This is a genomic window from Pseudarthrobacter sp. B4EP4b, assembly GCF_006680095.1.
In the GTDB taxonomy this organism is placed as follows: Bacteria; Actinomycetota; Actinomycetes; order Actinomycetales; family Micrococcaceae; genus Arthrobacter.
In genome coordinates this window covers 97,953-124,237 of sequence record NZ_VHIJ01000023.1, presented here as the reverse complement: position 1 = coordinate 124,237, position 26,285 = coordinate 97,953, and the positions used below count along the sequence as shown (strand labels likewise).

Below are 26,285 nucleotides of genomic sequence, written 5' to 3'. Positions count from 1 at the left end.
ATCACACCGGTGATTCGAGCTGGGCGCGTTTGGGCGCTCTCCCGCGCCCTTGCTCAGCACCGCGTCGTCCTGGCCAAATCCCTGCTGCGGTTGGGAGGCCAACCCCGGCCGTTGAAAGCGGAGGACTTTCGGTGACCCGCGTTCCCGGGAGCGGCGGCGCTGTTGAGGGGTAGGTGTGGCCGGTGGGTGTCCTTGTTTCAACTGAATGCCTTTGACCTGGCCGGGTGATTGTCTTTGCGGCCCAGCCTGGTGTTTCTTTGGTGTGGTTGCAGGTTTCGCAGAGGCCTTGGCCGTTGGTGCTGGTGGTTGGCCCGTCGTGGTGCCAGGGGATGATGTGGTCCAGGTGCCGGATGGGCGCGTCGCAGTAAGGGGCGCGGCAGGTGTCATCCCTGACCTGGATGAACCGGCGTAGTCCCGGCGGGAAGAGCCGGGCTTTGGAGTCCATCCCGACGAGCTCCCCGTGCGTCGGCGCTGTGTAGAGCCGGCGAAGCCAGACATTCAACTCTCTACCTTCCGGAGTGCCGACCGAAGGCGGCCTGCTTGGGCGGCCAAAACCAACGTCTCCGGTGCCCGCGTTAACACCGCCATCTGATCCCTGCCCTGCTGGTGCTGGGCCATCCGGCGCGAGCTCCGCAGATCCTTGGACGGCTGCTCCACCGCCGGTTGATCCCGCGTCTGACATCAGCTCGCCACGGATGGCCTTTCGAGCCCATTCACCCGGGACGATGCCGTAGCCGGTGAGTCGTGCGGGTTCGCTGTCGCCTTGGAAGAGGGTGCGATCGGTCATGACGAGCTGGAGGTCGATGCCTGTGTAGCCGCCCGGGGTGCCGGTGACGCGTTCGACCAATTCGGGGGCCATAATCGCGCCCTTCGGGCGCTCCTCCCCGGAAGACTTAAGCGCGTCGGCGTGGCGGGTCAGCGCCGCGTACATGGCCACGCCCTCGGCCACGGGCAGGAGGGCGGTCAGCCGGGTCATCGTGTCCGGAGCCGGACGCAGCGTGACCGTCCGCTCATTCACAGCCTGGCTGGCCCGCCGGGCAACCGACTGCGGGTCCCGCCGGTACGCAGCAGACCGGACCGCCGCGATGATGGACCGGTCCCCACAGCCGGCCAAGGTCCCGGTGTCGGCGGCGAGTTCCTCGTCTACCGCGGCCCGGTCCTCGACCGCCAGGCAGGCTGTTTCCTTCACCATCAGGGTGGCCCGCCACTCGTTCAACTGGCCCGATTCCAGCGCCGCGAACGTGTGGGGCATCTCAACCAGGGCTTTCCCCAAACCCAGCAACCGGGCGCCACGGGACGGCGACTCCCGACGCGCCAACGCGATTTCCGCGCCCACCCCGGCGCCGAGTTCATGAGCATGGACTCCCGCGGCAGCCTGTTCCTGCCGGGCGGCAAGTTCGTAGGCTACCGCGATCCGTGCCTGCTTCGCGGCAGCAGCGGACTTCACATCCTCCAACTCCCGCAGCTGGTCAATCTTTCCCGGCCCGTCCATAGCGACTGGGACAGCAGCCAGCAATTCAAGGACATCAGCAACAGAAGGAACAGCACGGTTTTGCACTGCGGCCGCCCCTGCCAAACCTCGAATCGCTTCCATAACCAAAGTCTTCCAGCGGCCCCAGCCAACGGCACGAACCCCACCGGCCCTATGTGGATAACCCGGGACATCAGCGTCAGGGCCCTCAGGAAGGCGCGCTTTCCGCTATAAGCGGCCAAGCCGCCGTCGGACACGCCCGCCCGCAGCGCTAACGCCGGAAGCGCAGAACCAGCCAGCGGCCCGCCACACCTAAGGCCAGGACAGCTGTCATGGTCAGCACGGATGCGGCAGGCAGGGTGAAGGCCAGCAGCAGGCAGCCCAGGAAGCCGGCGGCGTTCAACCACTTCGGCGCGTACCCGGGATGGTTCCGCAGGGTGAAGGCGGAGGCGTTGGCCACCGCGTAGTACAGCAGCACGCCGAAACTGGAAAAGCCCACCACCGTCATGACGTCGGCGGTCAGCAGGAGCAGGATTACGACGGCGGCCACTGCCAGTTCTGCAACGTACGGGACGGTGTGTTTGCCGCCGATCCTGGCCAGCGGGCGGGGAAGGTCGCGCTCCCGGGCCATGGCCAGCGTGGTGCGTCCCACTCCGGTGATGAGGGCGAGGAGCGCACCCAGGCAGGCTGCCGCCGCACCCGCCTGCACTGCCGGCGCGCCCGCCGCGAACTGGGACCGCAGGACGGCCTCCAACAGCGGCGTCTTCGTGGCCGCAAGCTGCCCACCGGGCAGGTGGTTGAGGAGCAGCAACGCCAGGGCCAGGTAGATGGCGAAGGCCGAAGCCAGGGCACCAAGGATGGCCCGGGGGATTGAATGGGCCGGGTCCTTCACTTCCTCGCCCAGGGTGGCGATCCTGGCATACCCTGCGAAGGCGAAAAACAGCAGGCCGGCGGCGGGCAGCACGCCAACCAGCCCGCCGGCGGACGCCGTACCCGGGGCCGCCACAGGATGGGGCCCGACCAGCGCGGCTACCGCAACGAACACCAGGGTTGCCAGTACCACGCACAGCAGGATCCGCGTCAGCAGCGCGGTCCGGGTGATTCCCAGCAGGTTCACCACGGTCAGCGCCACCACTGCCGCCACGGCCACCGGCACTGCATAAGCCGGCGCAACATAGCTCCCAAACGTCAGCGCCATGGCAGCACACGAGGCAGTCTTCCCGGTCACAAATCCCCAGCCGGCCAGGAAGCCGGGCCACTCGCCAAGCTGCTTCCGGCCATAGACGTAGGTGCCGCCGCTGGTGGGATATTTTGCTGCCAGTGCTGCGGACGCCACCGCATTGCAGTACGCCACGGCCCCCGCGATGACCACCGACACCGCCAGCAGGTTTCCGGCCAGCGCAGCGGCGGGCGCGAACACCACAAACACGCCCGCGCCCAGCATGGAGCCGAGGCCGATGGTGGTGGCGTCAAAGGTGCCAAGCCTGCGTTGCAGCTGCTGGTGTTCGCTCATGCGGCGGCGGTCCCTGGGTAGCGGGTAAACTCGAACGGGATCGTTCCCGGATCGATCCTATTTAACTTCGCTGTTATCTCCCCGTTGTTACCCCGCAGAAAGGCGTGCTGTGCTGCGCACACATGACCTCGGATCCCTTCGTTCCGAGCACATTGGACAGACCGTAACCCTCGCTGGCTGGGTGGGCCGCCGTCGTGATCACGGTGGCGTGGCCTTCGTTGACCTGCGTGATGCGTCCGGCGTGGCCCAGGTAGTGGTCCGCGAGGAAGAAGTCTTCCACGGCCTGCGCAACGAGTACGTCCTGCAAATCACCGGCACAGTCTCCAAGCGGCCCGAGGGCAACGAGAACCCTGCCCTGGCCACCGGCGAAATTGAGGTCATGGCGGACAAGGTGATCATCCTCAACACCTCCGAGCCGCTCCCGTTCCAGATCGACGAGCACGTTGAGGTGGGCGAGGAAGCACGCCTGAAGCACCGCTACCTGGACCTTCGCCGCCCCGGCCCCGCCCGCAACCTCCGGCTCCGCTCGGAAGCAAACCGCGTGGCCCGCGAGCTGCTGCACCAGGACGGCTTCGTCGAGGTGGAAACCCCCACACTGACGCGTTCGACGCCGGAAGGCGCCCGCGACTTCGTGGTCCCCGCCCGCCTGGCCCCCGGTTCCTGGTACGCCCTGCCGCAGTCCCCGCAGCTGTTCAAGCAGCTCCTGCAGGTGGGCGGCTTCGAGAAGTACTACCAGATCGCCCGCTGCTACCGCGATGAGGACTTCCGCGCCGACCGCCAGCCGGAGTTCACCCAGCTGGACATCGAAGCCAGCTTCGTGGACCAGGACGACATCATTGCCCTGGGCGAGAACATCGTCAAGGCACTATGGAAGCTGATCGACGTCGAGATCCCCACGCCGATCCAGCGCATCACTTACGCGGACGCCATGGCCCGCTACGGCTCGGACAAGCCCGACCTGCGCTTCGGCGTGGAGCTGACCGAGCTGACGGAATTCTTCAAGGACACCAACTTTGGTGTGTTCAAGGCGCCGTATGTGGGCGCCGTGGTGATGCCCGGCGGTGCCTCCCAGCCGCGCCGTACCCTGGACGGCTGGCAGGAATTCGCCAAGCAGCGCGGCCACAAGGGCCTCGCCTATGTCCTGTTCAAGGAGGACGGCGAACTCGCCGGCCCCGTGGCAAAGAACCTGACAGACGCGGAACGCGCCGGCCTGGCTGACGCCGTTGGCGCGAAGCCCGGCGACTGCATCTTCTTCGCTGCCGGCGAGAAGACTGCCGCGCGCGCCCTGCTCGGTGCTGCCCGCGTTGAAATCGGCCACCGCACCGGCCTCATCGACCCCAACGCCTGGGCCTTCTGCTGGGTGGTGGACGCCCCGATGTTCGAGCCCGCAGCAGCGGCCGTTGCCTCAGGCGATGTGGCCGTAGGTGCCGGCAAATGGACCGCTGTCCACCACGCTTTCACCTCGCCCAAGCCCGAGTTCCTCGACACCTTCGATAAGGATCCGGAATCAGCGTTGTCATACGCCTACGACATCGTCTGCAACGGCAACGAAATCGGCGGCGGGTCCATCCGTATCCACGAACGCGACGTCCAGGAACGCGTCTTTGAACTGATGGGCCTCGACCGGGAAGACGCCCAGACCAAGTTCGGCTTCCTGCTGGAAGGCTTCAAGTACGGTGCCCCTCCGCACGGCGGCATCGCCTTCGGCTGGGACCGGGTGGTGGCACTGCTCGCTGGCGTCGAGTCCATCCGCGACGTTATTGCCTTCCCCAAGACCGGCAACGGTTACGACCCCCTGACTGCGGCCCCGGCCCCCATCACACCGCAGCAGCGCAAGGAAGCCGGCGTTGACTTCAAGCCGGAAGCCAAGCCCACCGACGGTAAGTAGAGCATCAACCCGTTTGACCTGAAGGCCCTCCCGCAAAGGAGGGCCTTCAGGCTTATCGCACACAGGAGTCCACATGGGCTACGGCCTCCCGGGTCTGCATGATTTTGAAACGCTGATGGATGCTGCCTGGCCTTCCATAGAGCGGCACGACACGGGGGAGTGGGTCCTCCGCGCCGCGGAAGGTGTCACCCAACGGGCCAATTCTGTGTGGCCGCGGACCAGTGCCCAAGCGCCCGGCGATGCGCTCCGCGAAGCGGCGCAGTGGTACCGGGAACGGCGGCTTCCCCTGATCTTCCAGGTCACGGACGCACCCGCCAACGGCGCGTTGAACGACGTCCTGGACGGACACGGCTTCACACGCCAGTCGGAGACACTCATCATGGTTCGGAGCGCGGCGGCCGCACGCGTGCCCGCACGGGGTGCCGTTCCGGTGGAGATAACTGACCGGCCCGACGACGAATGGCTGGCTCTGTGGTGGAGCGTGGACGGCCGCGGCGGCGGGGCAGAGCTGGAGACAGCGCGTGCCATCCTCACCGGCTGCCCCTCGCTGTATGCCTTGGTGAGGGACGACGACGGCCGGCCCGTCGCCGTCGGGCGCCTCGCCCTGGTGGATGAAACCGGCGGGATTTACTGCATGGCCACCTCCCCGTCGCACCGCCGGCGTGGATACGCTTCCGAAGTGCTGCAGGCACTCCTGTCCGAGGGAAACACGCGTGGGATCAAGAGTTTCTGGTTGCTCGTCACCGCCGCCAACGAGGCTGCACAGCAGTTGTACGCCCGGGCGGGATTTACGGAATCCGGCCGCTACCTCTACCGTCAGCAGCGGCCGCGCCGGGCGCTGACGGGCTGCTGAGCCGGGCCTCAGCCGACCGGGGCGTCGGAAACCTGGACGCGAACTGAGCATACGTCAGCGGCGGCTTTCCGCAGCACTGCTGCTTTGGGATCCGGGACATCCAGGTAGGCCAGCCGGGGGAGCGCGGCATAGTCCTTCAGAGCCGGGTGCTGGAGCACAAGCCCCGCCAACGCCCGGTCACCACCGGGAACCACGTATTCAAACTGCCCGCTGGTGAATATCCGCAACGCCTGTTCTGCAACAGTCTGAACCAGCGCGTCCGCCTGGTTGGACCGGCGCCGTGCGAACCGCTGCTGCGACTGGCCGCCTGCCGCAGTCCGGGACTGCACATACGTCGAACCCACCTTCGAGGCCAACAGTGTTCCTTCACTCACTAGTGCCACACCGTATCCACCCCGGCGCACCAGCAACAGCCCAAGACGGCGCGGCTGCGATGCCAGGGAGGCGAGCCTTTCGAGTTCGTCCGCGCCGCGTCCCGGGCGGCCGTCCGCGGGCCAGGGAGCCTGCAGGAGCGCTTCGGCGCCGTCGGACGCCAGCAGGTGCAGCCCGTCGTCGTCATCCTTTACCTGGAACCCGCCGTGCGCCGCCCCGAACCTCTCCGCCCAGCCAGCCAGCCGGCTGCCGGCGATGAAGGCAGTGCGGACGGAGTGTCCGCGCTGTCCTCCTGCGGCGGTACGTGCGGGCATCAGGGCATCCTTGGCTGGGCGGCGGCTTCGGCGGGAAAGCCGACGGACTGGAAGTAGCCTATCTATGTGGATGATCTCTTCGGGCACGGGCCAGGCAATGATGACGACGACGACGCTCCCGTTGCCGCCGTCGGCCGGACTGCCGGGGGAGGAGGCAATGCCTCCCCGCGCGGTCCGCTCGCCGTCCGGATGCGCCCCCGCACCCTGGATGAGGTGGTGGGGCAGCAACATCTCCTGGGCCAAGGGTCACCATTGCGCCAGTTGGCTGCCGGGGCCGGAGCGGACACCTCCGGACCCGCGGGGCCTACGTCGCTGATCCTGTGGGGTCCCCCGGGGACCGGCAAAACAACCCTCGCGCACGTGATCGCCCGCGGACCGGGCCGGAAGTTCGTGGAACTTTCCGCCATCACCGCCGGCGTCAAGGACGTACGGCGCGTCATGGACGACGCCCTCACCGCGCGCGACCTGTACAAAACAACCACCGTCCTGTTCCTGGACGAGATCCACCGCTTCAACAAGGCCCAGCAGGATGCCCTGTTGCCGGGCGTGGAAAACCGGTGGGTGGTACTGGTTGCGGCCACCACGGAGAACCCCTCGTTTTCGGTGGTTTCACCGCTGCTGTCCCGTTCACTCCTGCTGACGCTCCGTCCGCTGACAGATGCGGATATTGAAGGACTATTGCAGCGCGCCGTGACCGATCCCCGCGGCCTGGGCGGGAAAGTGAACCTCACTGCCGAAGCACTCGACCACCTGGTCAGGCTTTCGGGCGGTGACGCCCGCCGTGCCCTGACCGCCCTGGAGGCGGCCGCCGGCGTCGCGTTCGGGGACGCAGATGATGCCGAAGACGGGCCGGTCGCCGTCGATCTGAAGCACACGGAACGCGCGCTGGACGTAGCGGCAGTGCGGTACGACCGTGCCGGAGACCAGCACTACGACGTCATCAGTGCCTTCATCAAGTCCATCCGCGGCTCCGACGTGGACGCCGCCCTCCACTACCTGGCCCGGATGCTCGAAGCGGGGGAGGACCCGCGTTTCGTGGCCCGGAGGATCATGATCTCGGCCGCCGAGGATGTGGGGATGGCTGACCCCACCGCACTTCAGACTGCTGTGGCGGCGGCGCAGGCGGTGCAGCTGATCGGGATGCCGGAGGGGCGCATCATTCTCGCCGAGGCCGTGGTGCACCTGGCCACGGCGCCGAAATCCAACGCCGCGTACATGGGCATTAACAAGGCCACCGCCGACGTCCGGGCGGGCTTGGGGATCGGCATTCCCGCGCATCTGAGGGACGCACACTACCCGGGTTCCAAGCAGCTGGGCCACGGCGTTGGGTACAAATACGCCCACGATGCCCCGCACGGGGTGGCCGCCCAGCAGTACCCGCCGGATGACCTGGTGGGGAAGGACTACTACCAGCCCACCGCCAACGGCGCGGAACGGGACATCGCGGTGCGGCTGGAGCGGCTGCGGAAGATTGTCCGGGGCAAGTAACCCCGTGGTAGGATGGATGTTTGTCTGGCAAGGCGCGGACGCACAATCTCCCCAATTTCACGTTGAGAAGGTTATGCCTGCGCCCAGTAGCAAAAGGCAGCGGTTGGCCGATGCTCTCCATCGTGGAGGCCAGTAACACTGACACACCGCAGATATTGGAAGGACACAAGTGGCTAACAACACTCGTGCTCGCCGTCAGGCCCGCCTCTCGCGGTCCCTCGGCATCGCTCTGACCCCCAAGGCCGCCAAGTACATGGAGCGCCGCCCGTACGGCCCCGGTGAGCATGGCCGTGCCCGCAAGAAGCAGGACTCCGACTACGCCGTACGTCTGCGCGAAAAGCAGCGCCTGCGCGCCCAGTACGGCATCCGCGAAGCACAGATGACCCGTGCCTTCGAAGAGGCCCGCCGCACCAAGGGCCTGACCGGTGAAAACCTCATCGAACTGCTCGAAATGCGCCTTGACGCCCTGGTCCTGCGTGCCGGCTTCGCCCGCACCATCGCCCAGGCCCGCCAGCTGGTTGTGCACCGCCACATCCTGGTTGACGGCATCCGCGTTGACCGCCCGTCGTTCCGCGTCGGCGAAGGCCAGCTGGTCCACGTCCACAGCCGCAGCGAAACCATGGTTCCGCTCCAGGTCGCAGCAGCAGGCGCCCACCGCGACGTCCTGCCCGCCGTTCCGGCTTACCTGGACGTCAAGCTGGAAGCCCTCCAGGCACGCCTGGTCCGCCGCCCCAAGCGGTCCGAGATCCCGGTGACCTGCGAAGAGCAGCTCGTCGTCGAATTCTACGCACGCTAAATCCCAGCAGCGTATCCAAAGAAGCCCGTGGCAAGCGCCGCGGGCTTCTTTGTATGTAAGGTACTTGGGGGACATCTGCGGAAGCGCGCTTTGCGAAGCACCCGCCGATGGCATGAACCACAGAATTTCGAGGAGATGAAACGTCTATGTCTGGTGGCGATATTGCCGGCCTGATCGCTGCCGGAGTGTTCGCGCTCCTGGTGCTGCTGCTGGCAGTGCCCATCCTGAAGCTGGGCAAAGTCCTGGACGAGGTGCGCACATCCATCCGGTCACTGAGCGACGGCGCGACGCCTTTGATGGACGAGGTCACCGCTACCGTGTCCACCACCAACCAGCAGCTGAAGAAGGTGGATGGCATTTCGTCCAACGTCTCGGATGCCTCGGCCAACCTTTCCGCGTTGTCCTCCCTGGTTGCCGCCACCGTCGGCTCGCCGCTGATCAAGGTGGCGGCGTTCAGCTACGGCGTCCGCACCGCGCTGGCCAACCGCAAGAAACCCGCTGCCGGCCGCCGCAGCCGCTGACCTTTCGGAGAACCTGAAATGAAACGACTTGTCTGGATGGGAATCGGCGTGGCCATCGGTGTCATCGCATTCCGCAAAGTGACTGAGGCGCAGGCCAGCATGCAGTCCACCCTCGGTCCGCAGGGCCTGAACCGGGCAGTGGGCCGGCTCACTGATGGAATTTACGACTTTGCCGATGCCCTCCGGGACGGCATGCGCGAACGGGAAACTGACCTCCGCGCCGCCCTCGGAGTGGCCTCGGACGAACTGGTCCGCCGCTGACCCCGGCATCCACCCCAGGCAGCGGCCCGGCCGCAGCACTTTAGAACCAACCGGCAGCAACCGTGCCAACGGAACTGCCACGTGAACGAATTTCCGCGCAGCCGCGCGGACCAAGAAGGGTAAGTAAACAGCTCATGAAGTCGCAGGAGATCACAAAGCGCTGGGTGGACTTTTTTGTCAGCAAGGGCCACACGGCGGTTCCCTCCGCATCGCTGGTCTCCAGCGACCCCTCGCTGCTGTTCACGGTTGCCGGCATGGTTCCGTTCATTCCCTACCTCACGGCCCGCGAGGTGCCGCCCTACTCCCGCGCCACCAGCGTGCAGAAATGCATCCGCACCGGCGACATCGAGGAAGTGGGCAAGACCGCGCGGCACGGCACCTTCTTCCAGATGTGCGGCAACTTCTCCTTCGGCGACTACTTCAAGGAAGACGCCATCAAGTTCGCCTGGGAACTGCTCACCACGAGCGTTGCCGACGGCGGCTACGGCCTTGCGCCCGAACTGCTGTGGGTGACCGTCTACGAAGAGGACGACGAAGCCAAGGACCTCTGGCTGAAGAACACCGGCGTCCCGGCCGAGCGCATCCAGAAGATGGGCAAGTCTGACAACTACTGGCACACCGGCCAGCCCGGTCCCGCCGGTCCCTGCTCCGAGATCTACTATGACCGCGGCCCGGCGTACGGTGTGGAGGGCGGTCCGCTGGCGGACGAGACCCGCTACATCGAGATCTGGAACCTCGTGTTTATGCAGTACCAGATCGAAAACGTCCGTACCAAGGAAGACTTCGATGTGGTGGGCGAGCTGCCCAAGCGCAACATCGACACCGGCCTGGGCATGGAGCGCCTGGCCATGATCCTGCAGGGCGTCGAGAACATGTACGAGACCGACCAGGTCCGTCCCGTCATTGACAAAGCCGCTGAACTTTCCGGCAGGGAATACACCTCCGCCGAGACCCCGGACGATCCCCACCACACGGACGACGTCCGCATGCGTGTGGTGGCCGACCACATCCGCTCGGCCCTGATGCTCATTTCCGACGGCGTCACCCCCTCCAACGAAGGCCGCGGCTACGTTTTGCGCCGCCTCATCCGCCGTGCCGTGCGCTCCATGCGGCTCCTCGGCGTCGAACAGGCCTGCCTGCCCGATCTGCTGCCCGCCTCCCGGGACGCCATGAAGGGCGTCTACCCGGTGGTGGACACAGACTTCGCCCGGATCAGCCGCATTGCCTACGCCGAAGAGAAGGCCTTCCTGCGCACCATCGCCTCCGGCACTGCCCGCCTTGAGGACGCCGTCAGGGAATCCAAAGCTGCCGATAAGCCGCTCTCGGGCGCCGACGCTTTCGCCCTGCACGACACCTACGGGTTCCCGATCGACCTCACGCTGGAAATGGCCGAGGAAGCGGGGCTCAAGGTGGACGAGGCAGCCTTCCGCAGCCTCATGCAGGAGCAGCGCCAGCGTGCCCAGGCCGACGCCAAGGGCAAAAAGGGCGGCCACGCCGACCTCACCGTGTTCCAGGAACTCCTCGGCCAGGGCGAGACCGTTTTCACCGGATACACGGAGCTCGACGGCGAATCACGCGTCCGCGGCATCCTCACCGGAGGGCGGCCGGTACAGCAGGCCTCCACCGGCGACGAAATCGAGCTGGTCCTCGCCGAAACCCCGTTCTATGCCGAAGCCGGCGGCCAGGCCGCCGATACCGGCCTCATCACCGGCGACGGCTTCGTGGTCGAAGTCCTCGATGTCCAGCGCCCGCTGAAGGGCCTGAGTGTGCACAAGGCGATTGTCCGCGAAGGCGAGATCGGCGCCGACTCACTGGTCCGGGCCGCCGTCGACCGGGAACGCCGGCACGCCGCGGAACAGGCGCACACGGGTACGCACATCGTGCACGCCGCCCTGCACCAGATCCTCGGGCCGGAAGCCACCCAGCGCGGGTCCTTCAACAAGGCGGGCTACCTGCGCTTCGACTTTGCCTGGGGCGAAGGGCTGAGCACCGCCACCCGCTCCGAAATCGAAGAAGTTTCCAACCTTGCCATCCGCAACAACTACTCGGTGGAAACCAAGGTGATGGGACTGGCCGAAGCCAAGGCCCTGGGCGCCATGGCCCTCTTCGGCGAGAACTACGGCAGCGAAGTGCGTGTTGTTGAAATCGACGGCGCGTGGTCCCGCGAGCTTTGTGGCGGAACGCATGTGTCCAACACCTCACTGATCGGCAGCCTTTCGCTGCTCGGCGAACAGTCCGTGGGGTCAGGAAACCGCCGCGTGGAGGCCTTCGTTGGCATGGACGCTTTCCGCCACCTTGCCGCCGAACGTGCCCTCGTGACGGAACTGACGGACATGCTCAAGGTCCCGTCCGGCCAGCTGGCCGACAGGATCGCCGCCACCCTCGCTAAGCTCAAGGCCACCGAGAAGGAGCTGGACCGCCTCCGCAAGGAACAGCTGGCTGCTTCGGCCGCCCAGCTGGTGAACAGCGCCAAGGACGCCTCGGGCGTCAGTGTCATTGCGCACGACGCCGGCCAGGTCAGCGGGGCGGACGACCTCCGCGGACTCGCACTCGACCTTCGAAACCGCCTGGGCTCGGCTGCGGCAACCGTGGCCGTGGCCGGTGTTGCCAATGACCGGCCCATGATCCTGGTGGCCACCAACGAGGCAGCGCGGGACGCCGGGGTCAAGGCAGGCGCTCTGGTCCGCGTTGCCGCAGGCATCCTCGGCGGTGGCGGCGGCGGCAAGGACGATGTTGCCCAGGGCGGCGGAACGGACGCAGCCAAGGTAGCTCCAGCCCTGGCAGCCGTTGTGGACGCCATCGCACGGCGATAAAGCACCCATGACCAATCCAACAGCTGCCGGCGGCAGCCCCCAGGGCGTCAAACTGGGGATCGACGTCGGCACCGTCCGGGTCGGTGTGGCCATCTGCGACCGGGACTCGATCCTGGCCACGCCGTACAAGACCCTGGACCGGAATCCGAAGAAAAACTCCGATATCCGGGTCATCGCCAACCTGGTGCAGGAACTCGGCGCGGTACAGGTCATTGTGGGCCTGCCCCGCACCATGAAGGGTGAAGAGCACGCCTCTGCGAAAATGGCCACGGAGTACGCCGGGCTGCTGGCAGCAGAGCTGGCAGCGCGGGATCTGGCCGTCCCGGTAAACCTGGTGGATGAGCGGCTGAGCAGCGTGACTGCGCACCGGAACCTGCATGAAGCTGGCATGAGCAGCAGGGACCACCGTAAAGTAGTTGATCAGGTCGCGGCGGCAGGCATCCTTCAGCACGCCCTCGACATGCAGAAAGCCAGGGGAGCGGATGTGGGCCGACGCGTCGCAGCGCCCTCCCTTTTCGTGGATCCGGGGACAAACGGCGCGGATGAGTCTGTCCGCGCCGCCCCGGAGGCCACAGACCGATCTTCAGATAATGGAAGGCAACAGTGAGCCCTGCCAACATTGACGACGCAACCGGTCCCTGGGACGCCGGGGCAGCGAGGCCGCTGACCCGCAAGGAGCTCCGGGCGCGCGAGAAGACCACCACAGCGCTCCAGGGCACAGTGCCGGAGCAGGCCTACGAAACAGGACATGAGGTGCCGCCAGTGCCTGCCGATCCACCTGCCGTGGCGGCGTCTTCCGCTGCTTCGGTTCCCAACCATCCGGTTCCTGAAGAGCAGCCCGTTCCGGCCGCTCCGGCCGCACCCCCGTCCATCCAGGATCTGCAACAGGAAGAGCCGCAGCCCGAGGCCGCCCCCGAGGCGCACCCCGCTGCGCAGCCCGGCGTCCATCACGCGGCCACCCACGAGCCGGACGCGCCGGCGACCGAGATCCACAACGTCGTTCACCAGGACGATGTCCACGCTTCCTACGAGCCGGCCCTTGCCGGCCACCAGCATGCAGCCGACGGGCATTACGACGGCGACGTGCACTATGCGGAGGGCCACGGCTACCAGGACGCCCTGCACCATGACGGGCCCCTTCATGATGATGGGCACTACGAGCAGGGACACTACGACGATGCGCAGTACGATGACGGGCACCATGATGACGGGCGCCACGACTTCCTGCCCGGCCCTGCCGCAGCAGCCGTAGTGGCCAAGCCATCCAAAAAAGTCCGCCGCCGCCGCAGGTTGCTGGCACTGTTCCTCACCCTTGCTGTTTTTGTCACCGCGGTCGCCGTCGGCGCACAGTTCCTCAAGCCGCTGCTGGGCAACGACAAGCCCAGCGATTTCCCCGGCCCGGGATCGGGCGAGGTTGTGGTGACTGTCCAGAACGGCGAAGGCACGCGTTCCGTGGCCAGCGCCCTGGAGAGCCAGCGGGTGGTGGCGAACGCTGACACCTTCCTGGCCGCATTCACAGCCTCAGGAGGGACCCTGGCGCCGGGCGATTACACGTTCAAGACGGAGATGAAGAACAGCGACGCCGTGAATGTGCTGCTCGGCCAGGACAAAACCAAGGTTATCTACTTTGCGCTCAGTGCCGGGCTTCGCATCGGCGAGTCCCTGCAGGCCATTTCGGAAGGGTCCGGAGTGTCCATCCAGGACCTGAAGGCCCTCAGCGACCAGCCGGCCCAGTTCGGACTGCCCGCCAGTGCGAAGAACCTGGAGGGCTTCCTGGCACCGGGGGAGCACCGCTACCCGCTCGGCACCTCCGCGAAGGACATCCTCCAGTCCCTGGTGAAGACCACCGTGGACGAGCTTGTCTCGCAGGGCATTACCGATCCGGCGAAACAGTACGAAGCTGTGATCGTCGCCAGCATCGTCCAGGCCGAGGGTGGCCAGGCGGACTACGGTGACGTGGCCGGCGCCATCTATAACCGGCTCAAGCCCAATGACCAGACCGGCGGGTTCCTGCAGGTGGATTCAGCCGTGACCTACGGGCTGGGCACCAGGAGCTTCAACTTCACCGACGAGCAGCGGCAGGACAAGTCGAACCCGTACAACACCTACGCCAATCCGGGCCTGCCTCCCGGGCCGATCGGTTCTCCGGGCAAGACGGCCATCGACGCTGCCGCCAAACCGAAGACCAACGATTTCCTGTACTGGGTGACGATCAACCTTGACACCAAGGAGACCAAGTTCTCCCGCACCCTGGCGGAGCACAACGGCTACGTTGAGCAGTACAACGCGTGGTGCACGGCAAACGCCGGCCGCTGCACATGAGCCTCCGGGCAGCCGTCCTGGGCCACCCGATCAGCCACTCCAAATCACCGGCGCTGCACCATGCGGCGTACGGCAGGCTGGGCATCGGCATCAGCTATACGGCCATTGACGTCACAGAGGAGCTGTTGCCCTCGTTGATGCGCCAGGTCCGTGACCAGCCGGGCTGGCGCGGGCTGTCCGTCACCATGCCCTTGAAGGCGGCCATGGTGGGCGAAGTGGATGAGGTCCGCGGCGTGGCCCGGACCCTGGGCGTGGTGAACACTGTGTCCTTCGAGCAGTACGGCGGCGGCTTGCGCACCATCGGTTCGAACACGGATGTGGCAGGAATCGTCAACGCGGTCCGCCACGCTGGCGCCCGCACGCCGTCCGCGCCGGTTGTCCTGGGCGGGGGAGGAACAGCGGCAGCTGCCGTGGCGGCATTGAAAGAACTCGGCGCCGGTTCTGCCCGGATCTTCGTTCGGGACCCTGCGCGCACAGCCGACGTCCGAAGCGCGGCGGACAGCCTTGGCCTGGCTTTGGACGTCCAGCCACTGGCCGAGGCTGCGGCACCCACGGCCGCTGCCGACGTCGTAATATCCACCCTGCCGCCGCGGGCGGCGGACGGACTGGCGGCCGAAATCGCCGCCCTGAAAAGCCCCACACCCGGTGTTTTGCTCGATGTTGCCTACGATCCCTGGCCCAGCCTGATCGCGTCCGTATGGAAGACGGGCGGTGGCGCTGTGGTGCCCGGCCTTGAAATGTTGCTCTACCAGGCCGTGGAGCAGGTACGCCTGTTCAGCCGGCTTGAAGACGAAGTTAATGCATCCGTCATAGATGTGATGTGTGACGCAGTCGGCCTTCCCCGACGGGCGTTGTGACCGCCATACGTGGCAGGATGGAAAATATGTTGCGTTGGTTGACTGCCGGTGAATCCCATGGTCCGGCTCTGATGGGAATTATTGAAGGCGTCCCCGCCGGTGTTGAAATCACCAGCGGGCACATCGCCGATTCACTGGCCCGCCGCCGCCTGGGTTACGGGCGCGGCGCACGTATGAAGTTTGAACAGGACGTGGTGACCATCCTCGGCGGTGTCCGGCACGGCGTCACCCAGGGCGGTCCCGTGGCTATCCAGGTGGGCAACACGGAGTGGCCCAAATGGGAACAGATCATGGCTTCGGACCCGGTTGACCCGGAACTTCTTGCCGACCAGGCCCGCAACGCCCCCCTGACGCGTCCCCGCCCCGGCCACGCTGACTTCACCGGAATGCAGAAGTACGGCTTCGATGAGGCCCGCCCCGTCCTGGAACGCGCCAGTGCCCGTGAAACCGCCACCCGCGTAGCACTTGGTACGGTCGCAGCACAGTTCCTGAAGCACCTGGGGATTGAACTCGTCAGCCACACCGTGTCCATCGCCAGTGTCACGGTCCCGGAGGGGCGGCCGTTGCCCCTGCCTGCCGACGTGCTGGCCCTGGACGCAGACCCGCTGCGCTGCTTCGACCGCGAAACGTCGGACGCGATGGTGGCCGAGGTGGACGCCGCCCACAAGGAGGGCGAAACCTTGGGCGGCGTTGTTGAAGTCCTTGCCTACGGTCTCCCGCCGGGACTGGGAAGCTATGTCCACTGGGACCGCAGGCTCGATGGCAGGCTTGCTGCTGCCCTGATGGGCATCCAGGCAATCAAGGGCGTGGAAGTAGGCGATGGATTCCTCACCGCTGCCCGCCGCGGCTCCGCCGCCCACGACGAAATCGTCAAGGACACTGACGGCCGGATCACCCGGACCAGCAACCGTGCCGGCGGCATTGAGGGCGGCATGAGCATCGGCGACGTGCTCCGCGTCCGCGCGGCCATGAAGCCCATCGCCACCGTCCCCCGCGCCCTGAAGACCATCGACGTCAGCACCGGCGAACCGGCCAAGGCCCACCACCAGCGCTCCGACGTCTGTGCCGTGCCGGCCGCCGGCGTTGTTGCCGAAGCCATGGTGGCGCTGGTCCTGGCCGAAGCTGTCAGCGAAAAGTTCGGCGGCGACTCCGTGGCGGAAACCGCACGCAACATCAAGGGTTACCTGGACAACATTCCGGCGTCCCTGGACTCGATCGGCCGGTAAGTGCCCCACCGCAACAAACCCCTGGCCGTCGGCCGTCCCGTGGTCCTCATCGGGCCCATGGCAGTCGGCAAATCCGCCATCGGCCACCAGCTCGCCCAGCAGCTTGGTGTCCCGTTCGTGGATACCGACGCCGTCATCGTGGCCGCCCACGGGTCCATCGCGGATATCTTCGCAGGGCGTGGCGAGCACGCCTTCCGCGAAATTGAGGCACGGACGGTGGCCGACGTCGTCGAAGCGGCAGAAGGCACCACCACCGTCGTCTCCCTTGGCGGCGGCGCGGTACTTGACTCGGGAACGCAGCAGCTCATTGGCCGCTGCACCGTGGTGTACCTCGAGTGCGATGCCGATACCGTTGCCGGCCGCATCGCCCGGAACTCCGGACGGCCCCTGCTCGCAGGGGATGCGATGGGCCGCTGGACAGCCATGTTCGCCACCCGCAAGCCGGTTTACGAGCGGCTGGCAGATATCACCCTGGACGTGCGCCACGGCTCGGTTTCCGAGCTGGGACGCCGACTGGAAGCAGCACTGCGGGACTACGCAGCTGCCAAACAGGAAGTTGAAAAGTGAGCGCCGAATCAACAATCATCAAGGTCACCGGCGAGTCCGCCGCCAACAACTACGACGTAGTGGTGGGGCGGGGGCTGCTCGGAGACCTTCCCGGCCTGCTCGGTGAGCGGGTCCGGCGGGTCCTGGTCATCCATCCGCGCGCCCTCCGGCTCACCGGCGATACAGTCCGGGACGAGCTGGCCGCGGCTGGTTTCACCTCGCTGACGGCTGAAATTCCCGACGCCGAAGAAGGCAAGCACATCCAGGTGGCCGCCTTCTGCTGGCAGGTCCTCGGGCAAAACGACTTCACACGCTCCGACGCGATTGTCGCCGTCGGGGGAGGGGCCGTCACGGACCTTGCCGGCTTCGTGGCTGCCACCTGGCTGCGCGGCGTCAAGGTCATCCACATGCCCACCAGCCTGCTGGGCATGGTGGACGCCTCCGTGGGCGGAAAAACCGGCATCAACACCGCCGAAGGCAAGAACCTGGTGGGTGCCTTCCACCCGCCGGCCGCCGTCCTGGCCGATCTTGACACGCTGAACACGCTGCCCAAAAACGAGATCATCTCCGGCATGGCGGAAGTCATCAAGTGCGGGTTTATCGCAGATCCCGCCATCCTTGACCTCGTTGAAAAGGACCCGGACGCTGTGGTTGATCCGCAATCAGCCGCCCTCCGCGAGCTCATTGAGCGGGCCATCGCCGTAAAAGCGAAGGTGGTTTCCGAGGACCTCAAGGAGTCCGGCCTGCGCGAGATCCTGAACTACGGCCACACCCTGGGCCACGCGATCGAACTGGTGGAGCGGTACTCCTGGCGCCACGGGGCCGCCGTCTCCGTAGGCATGATGTTCGCCGCCGAGCTCGCCCGCAGCGTGGGCCGGCTCAGCGATACCGACGCCGACAGGCACCGCAGCATCCTGGACGGACTGGGGCTTCCGGTCACCTACCGGAAGGACCGCTGGCAGAGCCTGCTCGACGGAATGCGGCGGGACAAGAAGTCCCGCGGCGACCTGCTGCGGTTCGTGGTCCTCGACGGCGTGGCCAAGCCCGGGATCCTCGATGTGCCGGACACGTCGCTGCTCTTCGCCGCCTACCAGGAAATTGCTTCCTGATGCACGGCGACAGGGAAGGCACAACGGACTGGCCGGAGGCCGGATTCCCGGGTATCCGCATCAACCCGGAATCACTGCTCCCGGAAATTGTCAATGAAGACGCCTGCCGGGAAGCCCTCGCGGTCTCCACCGACCCGGCCGACCACATTTTTGTCCTGCTGGTGGAAGGGCATGCTGCCGAGGCTGCCGAACTGCTGGCAGAAGCCCGCTTCAAGGATCCCGAATCTTTCCGGCTCCGGGCCTTCGAGGCCGAAGTGCTCCGGGTGTCCAACCGCCTGGACAGGGCGGTGGAACTGTTCCGCCAACTGCTTGCGGAAGTACAGGGGACGCCCCGTGAGGCGCTGGTCCTGCAGTTCCTGGGCAAAACACAGTACACGGCAGGCCAGACCTCCGCTGCCGTTGAATCCTTTGCCCGCGCGCTGGATCTGCGGGTGGCCGAGTCGGCGGATGCAGCCTTGATCTACTCCTCCACGGTGGCTCTCCAGCGCGCCCGGGACGTGCTGGACCTGGCCTGCTGACGCCGGACAGCGCACCGTCACGGGAGGCCGTACCGGGGGCACCCCCGATTTACCGGTAGAATGGTATTTGAATTTTTTCGAACTCCGATTTTTGACAAATACGAGCTGGCACGCCGCCTGGCCTGCCTGCCCGGCATACAGCGCCTGACAACGCGACCAGACAGAGAAACCAGAGGATACCAGTGGCAACCACTAACGACATCAAGAACGGAACGGTCCTGAAGCTTGAGGGCCAGCTCTGGAACATTATCGAATTCCAGCACGTCAAGCCGGGCAAGGGCGGCGCCTTTGTGCGGACCAAGATGCGCAACGTGATGTCCGGCAAGGTTGTGGACAAGACGTTCAACGCCGGACTCAAGATCGAAACCGCCACCGTGGACCGCCGCGACTACCAGTACCTGTACCAGGATGGCGCTGACTTCGTGTTCATGGACACCTCCGACTACGACCAGATCACGGTCTCCGGAGCCACCGTTGGCGACGCCACCAACTTCATGCTCGAGAACCAGATGGTCAACATCGCCATCCACGAGGGCACCCCGCTTTACATCGAACTGCCGCCGAGCGTCGTCCTCGAGATCACCTACACGGAGCCGGGCCTGCAGGGCGACCGCTCCTCCGCCGGCACCAAGCCCGCCACCCTGGAAACCGGCTACGAGATCCAGGTCCCGCTGTTCATCGAGAACAACACCAAGGTGAAGGTGGACACCCGCGACGGCAGCTACCTTGGCCGGGTCACCGAGTAGTGAGCGCCCGCGGTAAAGCCCGTAACAGGGCCCTGGATGTACTTTTCGAAGCCGAGCAACGCTCGGTTTCGGCTTTCGACGTGCTCCGGGCACGCCGGGAGAAGACTGACCAGATCATCAACCCCTACACCCTTGAAATCGTTGAAGGCGTGCTCTCGCAGCAAGTCGCCATCGACGAATTCCTCGAAACCTACTCGCAGGGCTGGAGCCTTGAGCGCATGCCGTCGGTTGACCGCATCATCCTCCGCATCGGCACCTGGGAGCTCCTGTACAACGACGACGTCCCTGACGGCGTGGCGGTGAGTGAAGCCGTGGCGCTGGCCAAGACTCTCTCCACCGACGAGTCGCCGCAGTTCATCAACGGCCTCCTCGGCCGCCTGCAGCAGCTGAAGCCTTCTCTGCTGGCATAAGCGCAGCATTTAAAGAGCCCCGACCAGGTCAGCCTGGCCGGGGCTCTTTTGCATCCCCTTAGGTCACGTCACCAGTGCGGGCCGAGGCAGCCCTATAGGATTTACACATGCAGAATGCCCTGGACAGCACCGATGCAGTGCCGCCCGCCCGCCGTTCCGGACGCGCAGTCAGCCGCCAGGTGCTTGCCGACCACGTCTACACCGAACTCCTGACGTCCCTCATGGACGGCCGGCTGGCTCCGGGATCTGTGGTGAGCATTGACGGAACCGCCCGGGATCTTGACGTTTCCCCCACTCCCGTCCGGGAAGCGCTGGCGCGGCTGGAGCACACCGGAATGGTACGCCGCGTGGCACTGAAGGGCTATAGGGTGGCGCCCGTCTTCACCCAAGAGGATTTTGCCGAGTTGATGGAAGCCCGGCTGGCGATCGAACCGGTCAACGCGCGGCTCGCGTGTGAACGCATGGACCAGGGGGGCCTGACCGAGTTGAAGCAGGCGGTGGAGGACCTGAAGTCTGCTCCCCGCGGACCGGCCTTCGCCGAGTTCAAGGAGTACCTTGAGGCGGACGAGCGGTTTCACCAGTTGATCGCGCGGCAGACCGGAAACCAGTTCATGGAGGCCGCCTACTCGGCCCTCGGCGGTCAGATCCAGCGTTTCCGCCTTTTTGGGGGAGTGGGCATTACCGACGCGGAATCCGCCATAGCCGAGCACCAGGCTGTCCTGGACGCTTTTTCGACCGGCGATCCTGGTAAAGCCGAAGCGGCCATGGCTGCCCACATCCAGCAGGTCCGGTCAAGGGCCATCGCTGCAGCACCCGAAAGCTAGTCCCGGCTCGACGGGATCGCATAACCCCTGGCGCCTCTAGCCCGCCGGTTTTCCTGAAAGTGATCTTGACAACATTCCTTGCGATAGTAAATCCTATAGGAAACACGATCTAGGAAAGTGAGACCCGCGTGGTTTACACGGCAGAGAACTGGCCCATCACAGCAGCGTTGCTGCAGTTTCCCGCGACCGATGCCGCAGGAGTGCACATCAACGATGCGGAAGCTTCGGTGTGGGCCGACGTTCTGACGGAAGTGAAAGAGGCCGGCTTCGCGAACGCGGACCTTACCGACAGCTGGGTACGCCCCGGCGACCTGGGCACGAAGCGGCTTGCTGAGTTCAAGCAGACAGCAGAAGAGGTGGGCATCGGCATCCCGGTTATCTCCGCCATCCGCCGCAGCGTCATCGAGGAAGGCAGCTGGGAAGCGAACCTCGCCTACAGCCACCGCACCATAGACGCCGCTGCCGAACTCGGCTGTGAGGTTGTCTCATTCGGGCTGCACCAGGCCATTACCCCCGAGCAGCAGAAGCAGCTGTGGTTCTGGACGGTGGAGGGCTACAAAGACCCCGCGGGTGACGCGGAAGCGTGGAACAACGCGGTGACCCGGCTTCGTGAACTTGGCCGGCACGCAGCCGAAGTTGGTGTGCTGCTCTCGCTCGAGATGTACGAGGACACCTACCTTGGCACTGCCGATTCCTCCGTCCGGCTGGTCCAGGACATCGGCCTGGCCAATGTTGGCCTCAACCCCGATCTCGGGAACCTGATCCGGCTCCACCGGCCCATCGAGGACTGGCGGGACATGGTGGCTAAAACCCTGCCCTACTCCAACTACTGGCACATGAAGAACTACATCCGCGACGAGGACCGTGCCCGCGACATGTACGTCACCATGCCGGCGCCAATGGAAAGCGGCCTGATCAACTACCGCGAGGCTTTCAAAGTGGCACTCTCCGTGGGTTTCCAGGGCATCCTCTGTACCGAGCACTACGGCGGCGACGGGCTGAGCGTGACGGCCAGCAACCAGGACTACCTCCGCCGCCACGTCCTCCCCAAGACCGACGGGTACACACTCGGCAGCAGCCAGGTGGCCCAGGGGCGGCAACAGCCCAGCGCGGCTGAACTCACCAGCGTGTGATCGCTGCCGGCCTTCGAACCGGATAAGAAATTGTCACCAAGGATTCAATGAGGAACCATGACGCAGATTTTTGACAACCCCGCCAACTTTGCAGATGAGGCATTGGACGGCTTTGTGGCAGCCAACCGGGGGTACGTTGCCCGGGTCGACGGCGGCGTTGTCCGCTCCACGGAGGTGCCCGCCGGCCAGGTGGCCCTGGTGGTGGGCGGCGGCTCCGGCCACTACCCGGCCTTCGCCGGCCTGGTGGGACCGGGCCTGGCAGCCGGCTCCGCCTGCGGCAACATGTTTGCATCCCCTTCGGCCGGCCAGGTGTACCGGGTGGCCAAAGCGGCCAACGCCGGCGGGGGTGTGCTGTTGAGCTACGGCAACTACGCCGGCGACGTTCTCCACTTCGGCCAGGCTGAGCTGCGGCTCAAGGCGGAAGGCATCGACACAAGGACCGTCCTGGTCACTGATGACATCGCCAGCGCCCCCATCGACCAGATCGGGAAACGCCGCGGCATCGCGGGCGATCTGACTGTTTTCAAGATTGCCGGTGCCGCCGCCGAAGCGGGCCTGGACCTGGACGCGGTCGAGCAGCTGGCCCGCCGTACGAACTACCGCACCCGTTCCCTGGGCGTGGCCTTTGACGGGTGCACGCTGCCGGGAGCCGGGGAGCCGCTGTTCCACGTGCCGGCCGGCCAGATGTCGCTGGGACTGGGAATCCACGGCGAGCCGGGCATCTCCGAGCATCCGTTGCCCACGGCCTCTGAACTTGCGGAGCTCCTGGTTGCCAGGCTCCTTGAGGACAAGCCAGATGATGCCGGGCACCGTGTGGTGGCCATCGTCAATGGCCTGGGGACCGTCAAGTACGACGAACTGTTCCTGCTTTTCGGCAAAGTCGAGAAGCTCCTCACCGCCGCCGGCCTCACTGTTGTGGAACCCGAGTGCGGCGAACTGGTCACCAGCCTGGACATGTCCGGACTCTCCCTGACCCTGCTGTGGCTGGACGAGGAACTCGAGCGCTACTGGGCAGCTCCGGCGGACACCCCCGCTTTCCGCAAGGGAAACCTGGCACCACGTGCCCGCCGGGAACTGGCCGGGCAGGAGGATGCCGTGGCCGGCGACGAGGAGCTCACGACGGCGGCAGCAGCGTCCTTGGGACGGCTGGCAGCCGTCGTGCTCGCCCAGGTGCGGGACGTCGTCGTCGAACACGAAACGGAACTGGGGAGGCTGGATGCGGTTGCGGGCGACGGCGACCACGGCATCGGCATGCGCCGGGGCGTGGATGCCGCAGCGGCAGCCGCCCTGGACGCAGCGGCGGCGGGAGCTTCCGTACAGCGGGTGCTGATGGCGGCAGGGGAGGCATGGAGTGAACGCGCCGGAGGAACGTCCGGGGCGCTCTGGGGCTCCGCTGTGCTGGCTGCCGGAATGAGTCTCGGCAACAAGGAGTCCTACCGCGACGGGGATGCACCCTCCGCGGTGACCGCGTTCGTAGACGCCATCACCAGCCTTGGCAAGGCAGAACCGGGCGATAAGACCATGGTGGACGCCCTGCTTCCCTTCCGGGACGCCTTCCTGGCCTCCTCCAGCAGCGGTGCTACGGCAGCTGCGGCCTTGGCCGCCGCGGCAGGCGCCGCCCGGAAGGCCGCGGAGGACACAGCATCCCTGCGGCCGCTCAAGGGGCGGGCGCGTCCACTGGCCGAGAAAAGCCTCGGACATCCGGACCCGGGCGCAGTTTCCTTCGGACTGATCGCGGCCCGCGTCTCCGATTACTTCAATTCTGAACTGTCTGACTATTCACTGCTGGCCGGCTCAACGGCCGGAAAAGGGGCACAAGCATGAGCGCACACGAACGTGTCGCAACAGGCTGGCGCATCGTCATCGGAAATGATGAAGCCGGCGTCGAATACAAGGAGGCGCTGAAGGCGCTGCTCGAAGCGGACAGCCGCGTGGCATCTGTACAGGATGTAGGTGTCGGTGCGAACGACGCCACGGCGTACCCGCACGTCGCCGTCGACGCCGCCCGCAAAGTGGCCGGCGGCGAAGCGGACCGTGCCCTGTTGATCTGCGGCACCGGCCTCGGCGTCGCCATCGCAGCCAACAAGGTACCGGGCATCCGCGCCGTCACCGCCCATGACGGCTATTCCGTGGAGCGTTCCGTCCTGAGCAACAACGCCCAGGTCCTCACCATGGGCCAACGGGTCATCGGCCTGGAACTGGCCAAGAAACTGGTGGGCGAATGGCTCGACTACCGCTTCGACGAGACCTCGGCCTCCGCCACCAAAGTGGACGCAATCTGCTCCTACGAACCCGATTACACGAAGGCATTCTGATCATGACCGAAACAGCAAGCACCTCAACCGCGACGGACGCGAACAGCCCCCGGAAGATCGCCGTCGTCGGCTCCGGCTACATGGGTGGAGGGATCGCCCAGGTCCTGGCGCTTGGCGGTGCCCGGGTGGCACTCGCGGACGTGTCCGCGGAGGTGGCACAAAACAACTACGAACGCCTCCTCACCGAGTCGGACCAGTTCGTGGCCGACGGCCTGTTCCCGGAGGGTTCCACCGAAATCCTGAAGCAGAACCTGTGGGCAGCCAAGGACATCGAAGAAGCCGTGGCGGATGCGGACTTTATTGAGGAAGCAGTCCCCGAAGTGATCGCCATCAAGCACCAGACGCTGGCCCGCATCAGCGCCGCCGCCAGGCCGGATGCCATCATCGGCTCCAACACCTCCACCATCTCCATCGCCGAACTGTCAGAGCCGGTTACCAACCCGGACCGGTTCCTGGGCGTGCACTTCTCCAACCCGTCGCCCTTCATCCCCGGCGTGGAAATCATCCCGCACGCCGGCACCGCTGCGGCTGCCGTGGGGGCTGTCCGCGAGCTGGTGCACGCGGCGGGCAAGCAGACCGCAGTGGTTAAGGACGTCACCGGCTTCGTGCTCAACCGCCTGCAGTACGCGCTGTTCCACGAAGCCGCGCAGCTGGTGGAGCAGGGCATAGCGACGGCGGACGATGTGGACACCCTTGTCCGCACCACCTTCGGCTTCCGGCTGCCGTTCTTCGGACCTTTCGCCATAGCGGACATGGCCGGTTTGGACGTCTACAACTTCTGCTACAAGTCCCTGCAAACCGACTTCCCGGAGCGCTTCGCCACCCCGAAAATCCTGAGCGACCTGGTGGACGCCGGAAAGCTGGGCACCAAGACCGGTGCCGGGTTCCTCAATGTCCCGGCCGAGCGTACGCCCGAGCTGATCGCTTACCGCAACAAAGCGTATGTGGCCATGCAGAAGCTCCTCGAAGACCTCGGCCCCGCACCCATCAGCTGATCCAGTCCGCCTTACCCAGGAGCAACCATGAGCAGTTTTCCCGCTGAACGCACCGCCATAATCACCGGAGCCGTCTCGGAACGCGGCATTGGCCGGGCCACCGCCAACTACCTTGCCGCCCAGGGCTGGAACGTCGGCATCATCGACCTCGACGATGCCCTGTGCAAAGCCGCGGCCAAGGAACTCGCTTCCCAGTACGGCATCCGCGCGCACGGCGCGGGCGCCAACGTGGCAGACGAAGCATCAGTCCGGGCCGCCATCGACTCCATCGAGGCGGAACTGCCCCAAATCGTGGCCCTTGCCAACGTGGCGGGCGTCAGTTCCCCCGTTCCATACCTCGAGTTGGACGCGGGGGAATGGGACCGCGTCCTCAATATCAACCTCAATGGCGTCCACTACGCCACCCGCCGGGTGGCCGAGTCCATGGTGAAAAACCGGATCGGACGGATCGTCAACATTTCCTCCGTTTCAGCCCAGCGCGGGGGCGGCACCTACTCCAAGACGCCGTACTCCGTGGCGAAGGCCGGCGTCATCGGACTGACGCGCTCCACCGCCAGGGAATTGGGGGAGTACGACATTACGGTCAACGCCATTTCCCCGGGCCCGATCGATACGGACATCATGGGCGGCACCCTCAGCCAGGAACGCAAGGACGAACTGACCAAGGACCTGGTAGTCAACCGGGTCGGGTCCACGCGGGACATCGCAGCAGCCATCGCCTTCCTCATCAGCGAAGATGCCGGATACATCTCCGGCCAGACGCTGAATGTGGACGGCGGACTCTACATGCATTAAGGAAGGCCGGCAATGGCGCAGAAGAACAAGGCCGCGGTACGGCCAACACCCGCAGCAAGACCACAAGCCGCCGGGCTGGGCTCCTGGACCCGGGCGCGCACCATCTACCTGGCCGCGGGCATCCTCGCCTGCGTCGCAGGGGTCGTGATGATCGTGGCCTCCCGCTAGAACCCCAGCCTGTCTTCAAAGTACTCAAAGA

The 26,285-nt window shown here is 65.8% G+C and carries 26 protein-coding genes; 23 read left to right on the top strand and 3 right to left on the bottom strand.

Annotated features, from left to right (window positions below; all coding sequences use genetic code 11):
- Window position 1: 1 nt before the first annotated feature.
- Window positions 2-1,594 (bottom strand): HNH endonuclease signature motif containing protein, encoded by a 1,593-nt coding sequence (locus FNL14_RS08965; RefSeq protein ID WP_142059341.1) that lies wholly within the window; start codon window positions 1,592-1,594, stop codon window positions 2-4.
- A gap of 148 nt (window positions 1,595-1,742) precedes the next feature.
- Complete coding sequence (locus FNL14_RS08960; RefSeq protein ID WP_142059339.1) at window positions 1,743-2,984, bottom strand: APC family permease; 1,242 nt, start codon at window positions 2,982-2,984, stop codon at window positions 1,743-1,745.
- Between the two features lie 109 nt (window positions 2,985-3,093).
- Here FNL14_RS08960 and aspS point away from each other — a divergent pair, with 109 nt between their 5' ends.
- Both aspS and FNL14_RS08950 read left to right on the top strand, forming a co-directional pair.
- Window positions 3,094-4,872 carry an aspartate--tRNA ligase gene (gene aspS / locus FNL14_RS08955; protein ID WP_142059337.1) on the top strand — a complete coding sequence of 593 codons (1,779 nt, stop codon included), beginning with the start codon at window positions 3,094-3,096 and terminating at the stop codon, window positions 4,870-4,872.
- Window positions 4,873-4,945: 73 nt separating this feature from the next.
- On the top strand, window positions 4,946-5,725 hold the full coding sequence (locus tag FNL14_RS08950; RefSeq protein WP_142059335.1) for a GNAT family N-acetyltransferase: 780 nt from the start codon (window positions 4,946-4,948) through the stop codon (window positions 5,723-5,725).
- A gap of 8 nt (window positions 5,726-5,733) precedes the next feature.
- Here the strand turns inward: FNL14_RS08950 and FNL14_RS08945 are convergent, their stop codons facing one another.
- Window positions 5,734-6,411, bottom strand: coding sequence for an acVLRF1 family peptidyl-tRNA hydrolase (locus FNL14_RS08945; RefSeq protein ID WP_142059333.1), 678 nt, complete (start codon window positions 6,409-6,411; stop codon window positions 5,734-5,736).
- A gap of 66 nt (window positions 6,412-6,477) precedes the next feature.
- Between FNL14_RS08945 and FNL14_RS08940 the strand changes: the two genes are divergently transcribed.
- The 21 genes from FNL14_RS08940 (at window position 6,478) to FNL14_RS23280 (ending at window position 26,254) form a co-directional block, all read left to right on the top strand.
- On the top strand, window positions 6,478-7,899 hold the full coding sequence (locus FNL14_RS08940; RefSeq protein WP_142059331.1) for a replication-associated recombination protein A: 1,422 nt from the start codon (window positions 6,478-6,480) through the stop codon (window positions 7,897-7,899).
- Window positions 7,900-8,068: 169 nt separating this feature from the next.
- On the top strand, window positions 8,069-8,695 hold the full coding sequence (gene rpsD / locus FNL14_RS08935) for a 30S ribosomal protein S4 (protein WP_015937210.1): 627 nt from the start codon (window positions 8,069-8,071) through the stop codon (window positions 8,693-8,695).
- A 146-nt stretch (window positions 8,696-8,841) separates the two neighbouring features.
- Window positions 8,842-9,216: a DUF948 domain-containing protein gene (locus FNL14_RS08930; protein WP_050054932.1), complete on the top strand. Its 375-nt coding sequence runs from the start codon at window positions 8,842-8,844 to the stop codon at window positions 9,214-9,216.
- Between the two features lie 18 nt (window positions 9,217-9,234).
- Window positions 9,235-9,477 carry a hypothetical protein gene (locus FNL14_RS08925; protein ID WP_181762575.1) on the top strand — a complete coding sequence of 81 codons (243 nt, stop codon included), beginning with the start codon at window positions 9,235-9,237 and terminating at the stop codon, window positions 9,475-9,477.
- 134 nt (window positions 9,478-9,611) lie between these two features.
- Window positions 9,612-12,290, top strand: coding sequence for an alanine--tRNA ligase (gene alaS / locus FNL14_RS08920; RefSeq protein WP_142059329.1), 2,679 nt, complete (start codon window positions 9,612-9,614; stop codon window positions 12,288-12,290).
- Between the two features lie 7 nt (window positions 12,291-12,297).
- Window positions 12,298-12,897: a Holliday junction resolvase RuvX gene (gene ruvX / locus FNL14_RS08915; RefSeq protein WP_091419860.1), complete on the top strand. Its 600-nt coding sequence runs from the start codon at window positions 12,298-12,300 to the stop codon at window positions 12,895-12,897.
- On the top strand, window positions 12,894-14,612 hold the full coding sequence (gene mltG, locus FNL14_RS08910) for an endolytic transglycosylase MltG (protein ID WP_091419862.1): 1,719 nt from the start codon (window positions 12,894-12,896) through the stop codon (window positions 14,610-14,612). Before ruvX ends, mltG begins: the two co-directional genes overlap by 4 nt.
- Window positions 14,609-15,469, top strand: coding sequence for a shikimate dehydrogenase (locus FNL14_RS08905; protein WP_091420021.1), 861 nt, complete (start codon window positions 14,609-14,611; stop codon window positions 15,467-15,469). The genes mltG and FNL14_RS08905 overlap by 4 nt, the downstream gene beginning before the upstream one ends.
- 26 nt (window positions 15,470-15,495) lie before the next feature.
- A complete protein-coding gene (gene aroC / locus FNL14_RS08900; protein ID WP_142059327.1) occupies window positions 15,496-16,695 on the top strand; it encodes a chorismate synthase in 1,200 nt (399 codons plus the stop codon).
- 57 nt (window positions 16,696-16,752) lie between these two features.
- The gene (locus tag FNL14_RS08895) at window positions 16,753-17,262 is read left to right on the top strand and encodes a shikimate kinase (protein WP_370455834.1); all 510 of its coding nucleotides are present in this window, start codon (window positions 16,753-16,755) and stop codon (window positions 17,260-17,262) included.
- Complete coding sequence (gene aroB, locus FNL14_RS08890; protein WP_142059325.1) at window positions 17,259-18,350, top strand: 3-dehydroquinate synthase; 1,092 nt, start codon at window positions 17,259-17,261, stop codon at window positions 18,348-18,350. Before FNL14_RS08895 ends, aroB begins: the two co-directional genes overlap by 4 nt.
- A complete protein-coding gene (locus FNL14_RS08885) occupies window positions 18,350-18,868 on the top strand; it encodes a tetratricopeptide repeat protein (protein WP_142059323.1) in 519 nt (172 codons plus the stop codon). Before aroB ends, FNL14_RS08885 begins: the two co-directional genes overlap by 1 nt.
- 182 nt (window positions 18,869-19,050) lie before the next feature.
- A complete protein-coding gene (gene efp, locus FNL14_RS08880; protein ID WP_050054941.1) occupies window positions 19,051-19,614 on the top strand; it encodes an elongation factor P in 564 nt (187 codons plus the stop codon).
- Complete coding sequence (gene nusB / locus FNL14_RS08875) at window positions 19,614-20,024, top strand: transcription antitermination factor NusB (RefSeq protein WP_142059321.1); 411 nt, start codon at window positions 19,614-19,616, stop codon at window positions 20,022-20,024. The genes efp and nusB overlap by 1 nt, the downstream gene beginning before the upstream one ends.
- Window positions 20,025-20,131: 107 nt before the next feature.
- A complete protein-coding gene (locus FNL14_RS08870) occupies window positions 20,132-20,848 on the top strand; it encodes a GntR family transcriptional regulator (RefSeq protein WP_142059319.1) in 717 nt (238 codons plus the stop codon).
- 128 nt (window positions 20,849-20,976) lie between these two features.
- Window positions 20,977-21,981 carry a sugar phosphate isomerase/epimerase gene (locus FNL14_RS08865; protein ID WP_142059317.1) on the top strand — a complete coding sequence of 335 codons (1,005 nt, stop codon included), beginning with the start codon at window positions 20,977-20,979 and terminating at the stop codon, window positions 21,979-21,981.
- Window positions 21,982-22,038: 57 nt separating this feature from the next.
- Complete coding sequence (locus FNL14_RS08860; RefSeq protein ID WP_142059315.1) at window positions 22,039-23,805, top strand: dihydroxyacetone kinase family protein; 1,767 nt, start codon at window positions 22,039-22,041, stop codon at window positions 23,803-23,805.
- Window positions 23,802-24,296, top strand: a complete 495-nt coding sequence (locus tag FNL14_RS08855; protein WP_142059313.1) for a ribose-5-phosphate isomerase — start codon at window positions 23,802-23,804, stop codon at window positions 24,294-24,296. Before FNL14_RS08860 ends, FNL14_RS08855 begins: the two co-directional genes overlap by 4 nt.
- A gap of 2 nt (window positions 24,297-24,298) precedes the next feature.
- Entirely contained in the window at window positions 24,299-25,291 is a 993-nt protein-coding gene (locus tag FNL14_RS08850; RefSeq protein WP_142059311.1) for a 3-hydroxyacyl-CoA dehydrogenase family protein, read from the top strand.
- A gap of 27 nt (window positions 25,292-25,318) precedes the next feature.
- Window positions 25,319-26,086, top strand: coding sequence for an SDR family NAD(P)-dependent oxidoreductase (locus FNL14_RS08845; RefSeq protein WP_142059309.1), 768 nt, complete (start codon window positions 25,319-25,321; stop codon window positions 26,084-26,086).
- A 12-nt stretch (window positions 26,087-26,098) separates the two neighbouring features.
- Window positions 26,099-26,254: a hypothetical protein gene (locus tag FNL14_RS23280; protein WP_181762578.1), complete on the top strand. Its 156-nt coding sequence runs from the start codon at window positions 26,099-26,101 to the stop codon at window positions 26,252-26,254.
- Window positions 26,255-26,285: the final 31 nt, after the last annotated feature.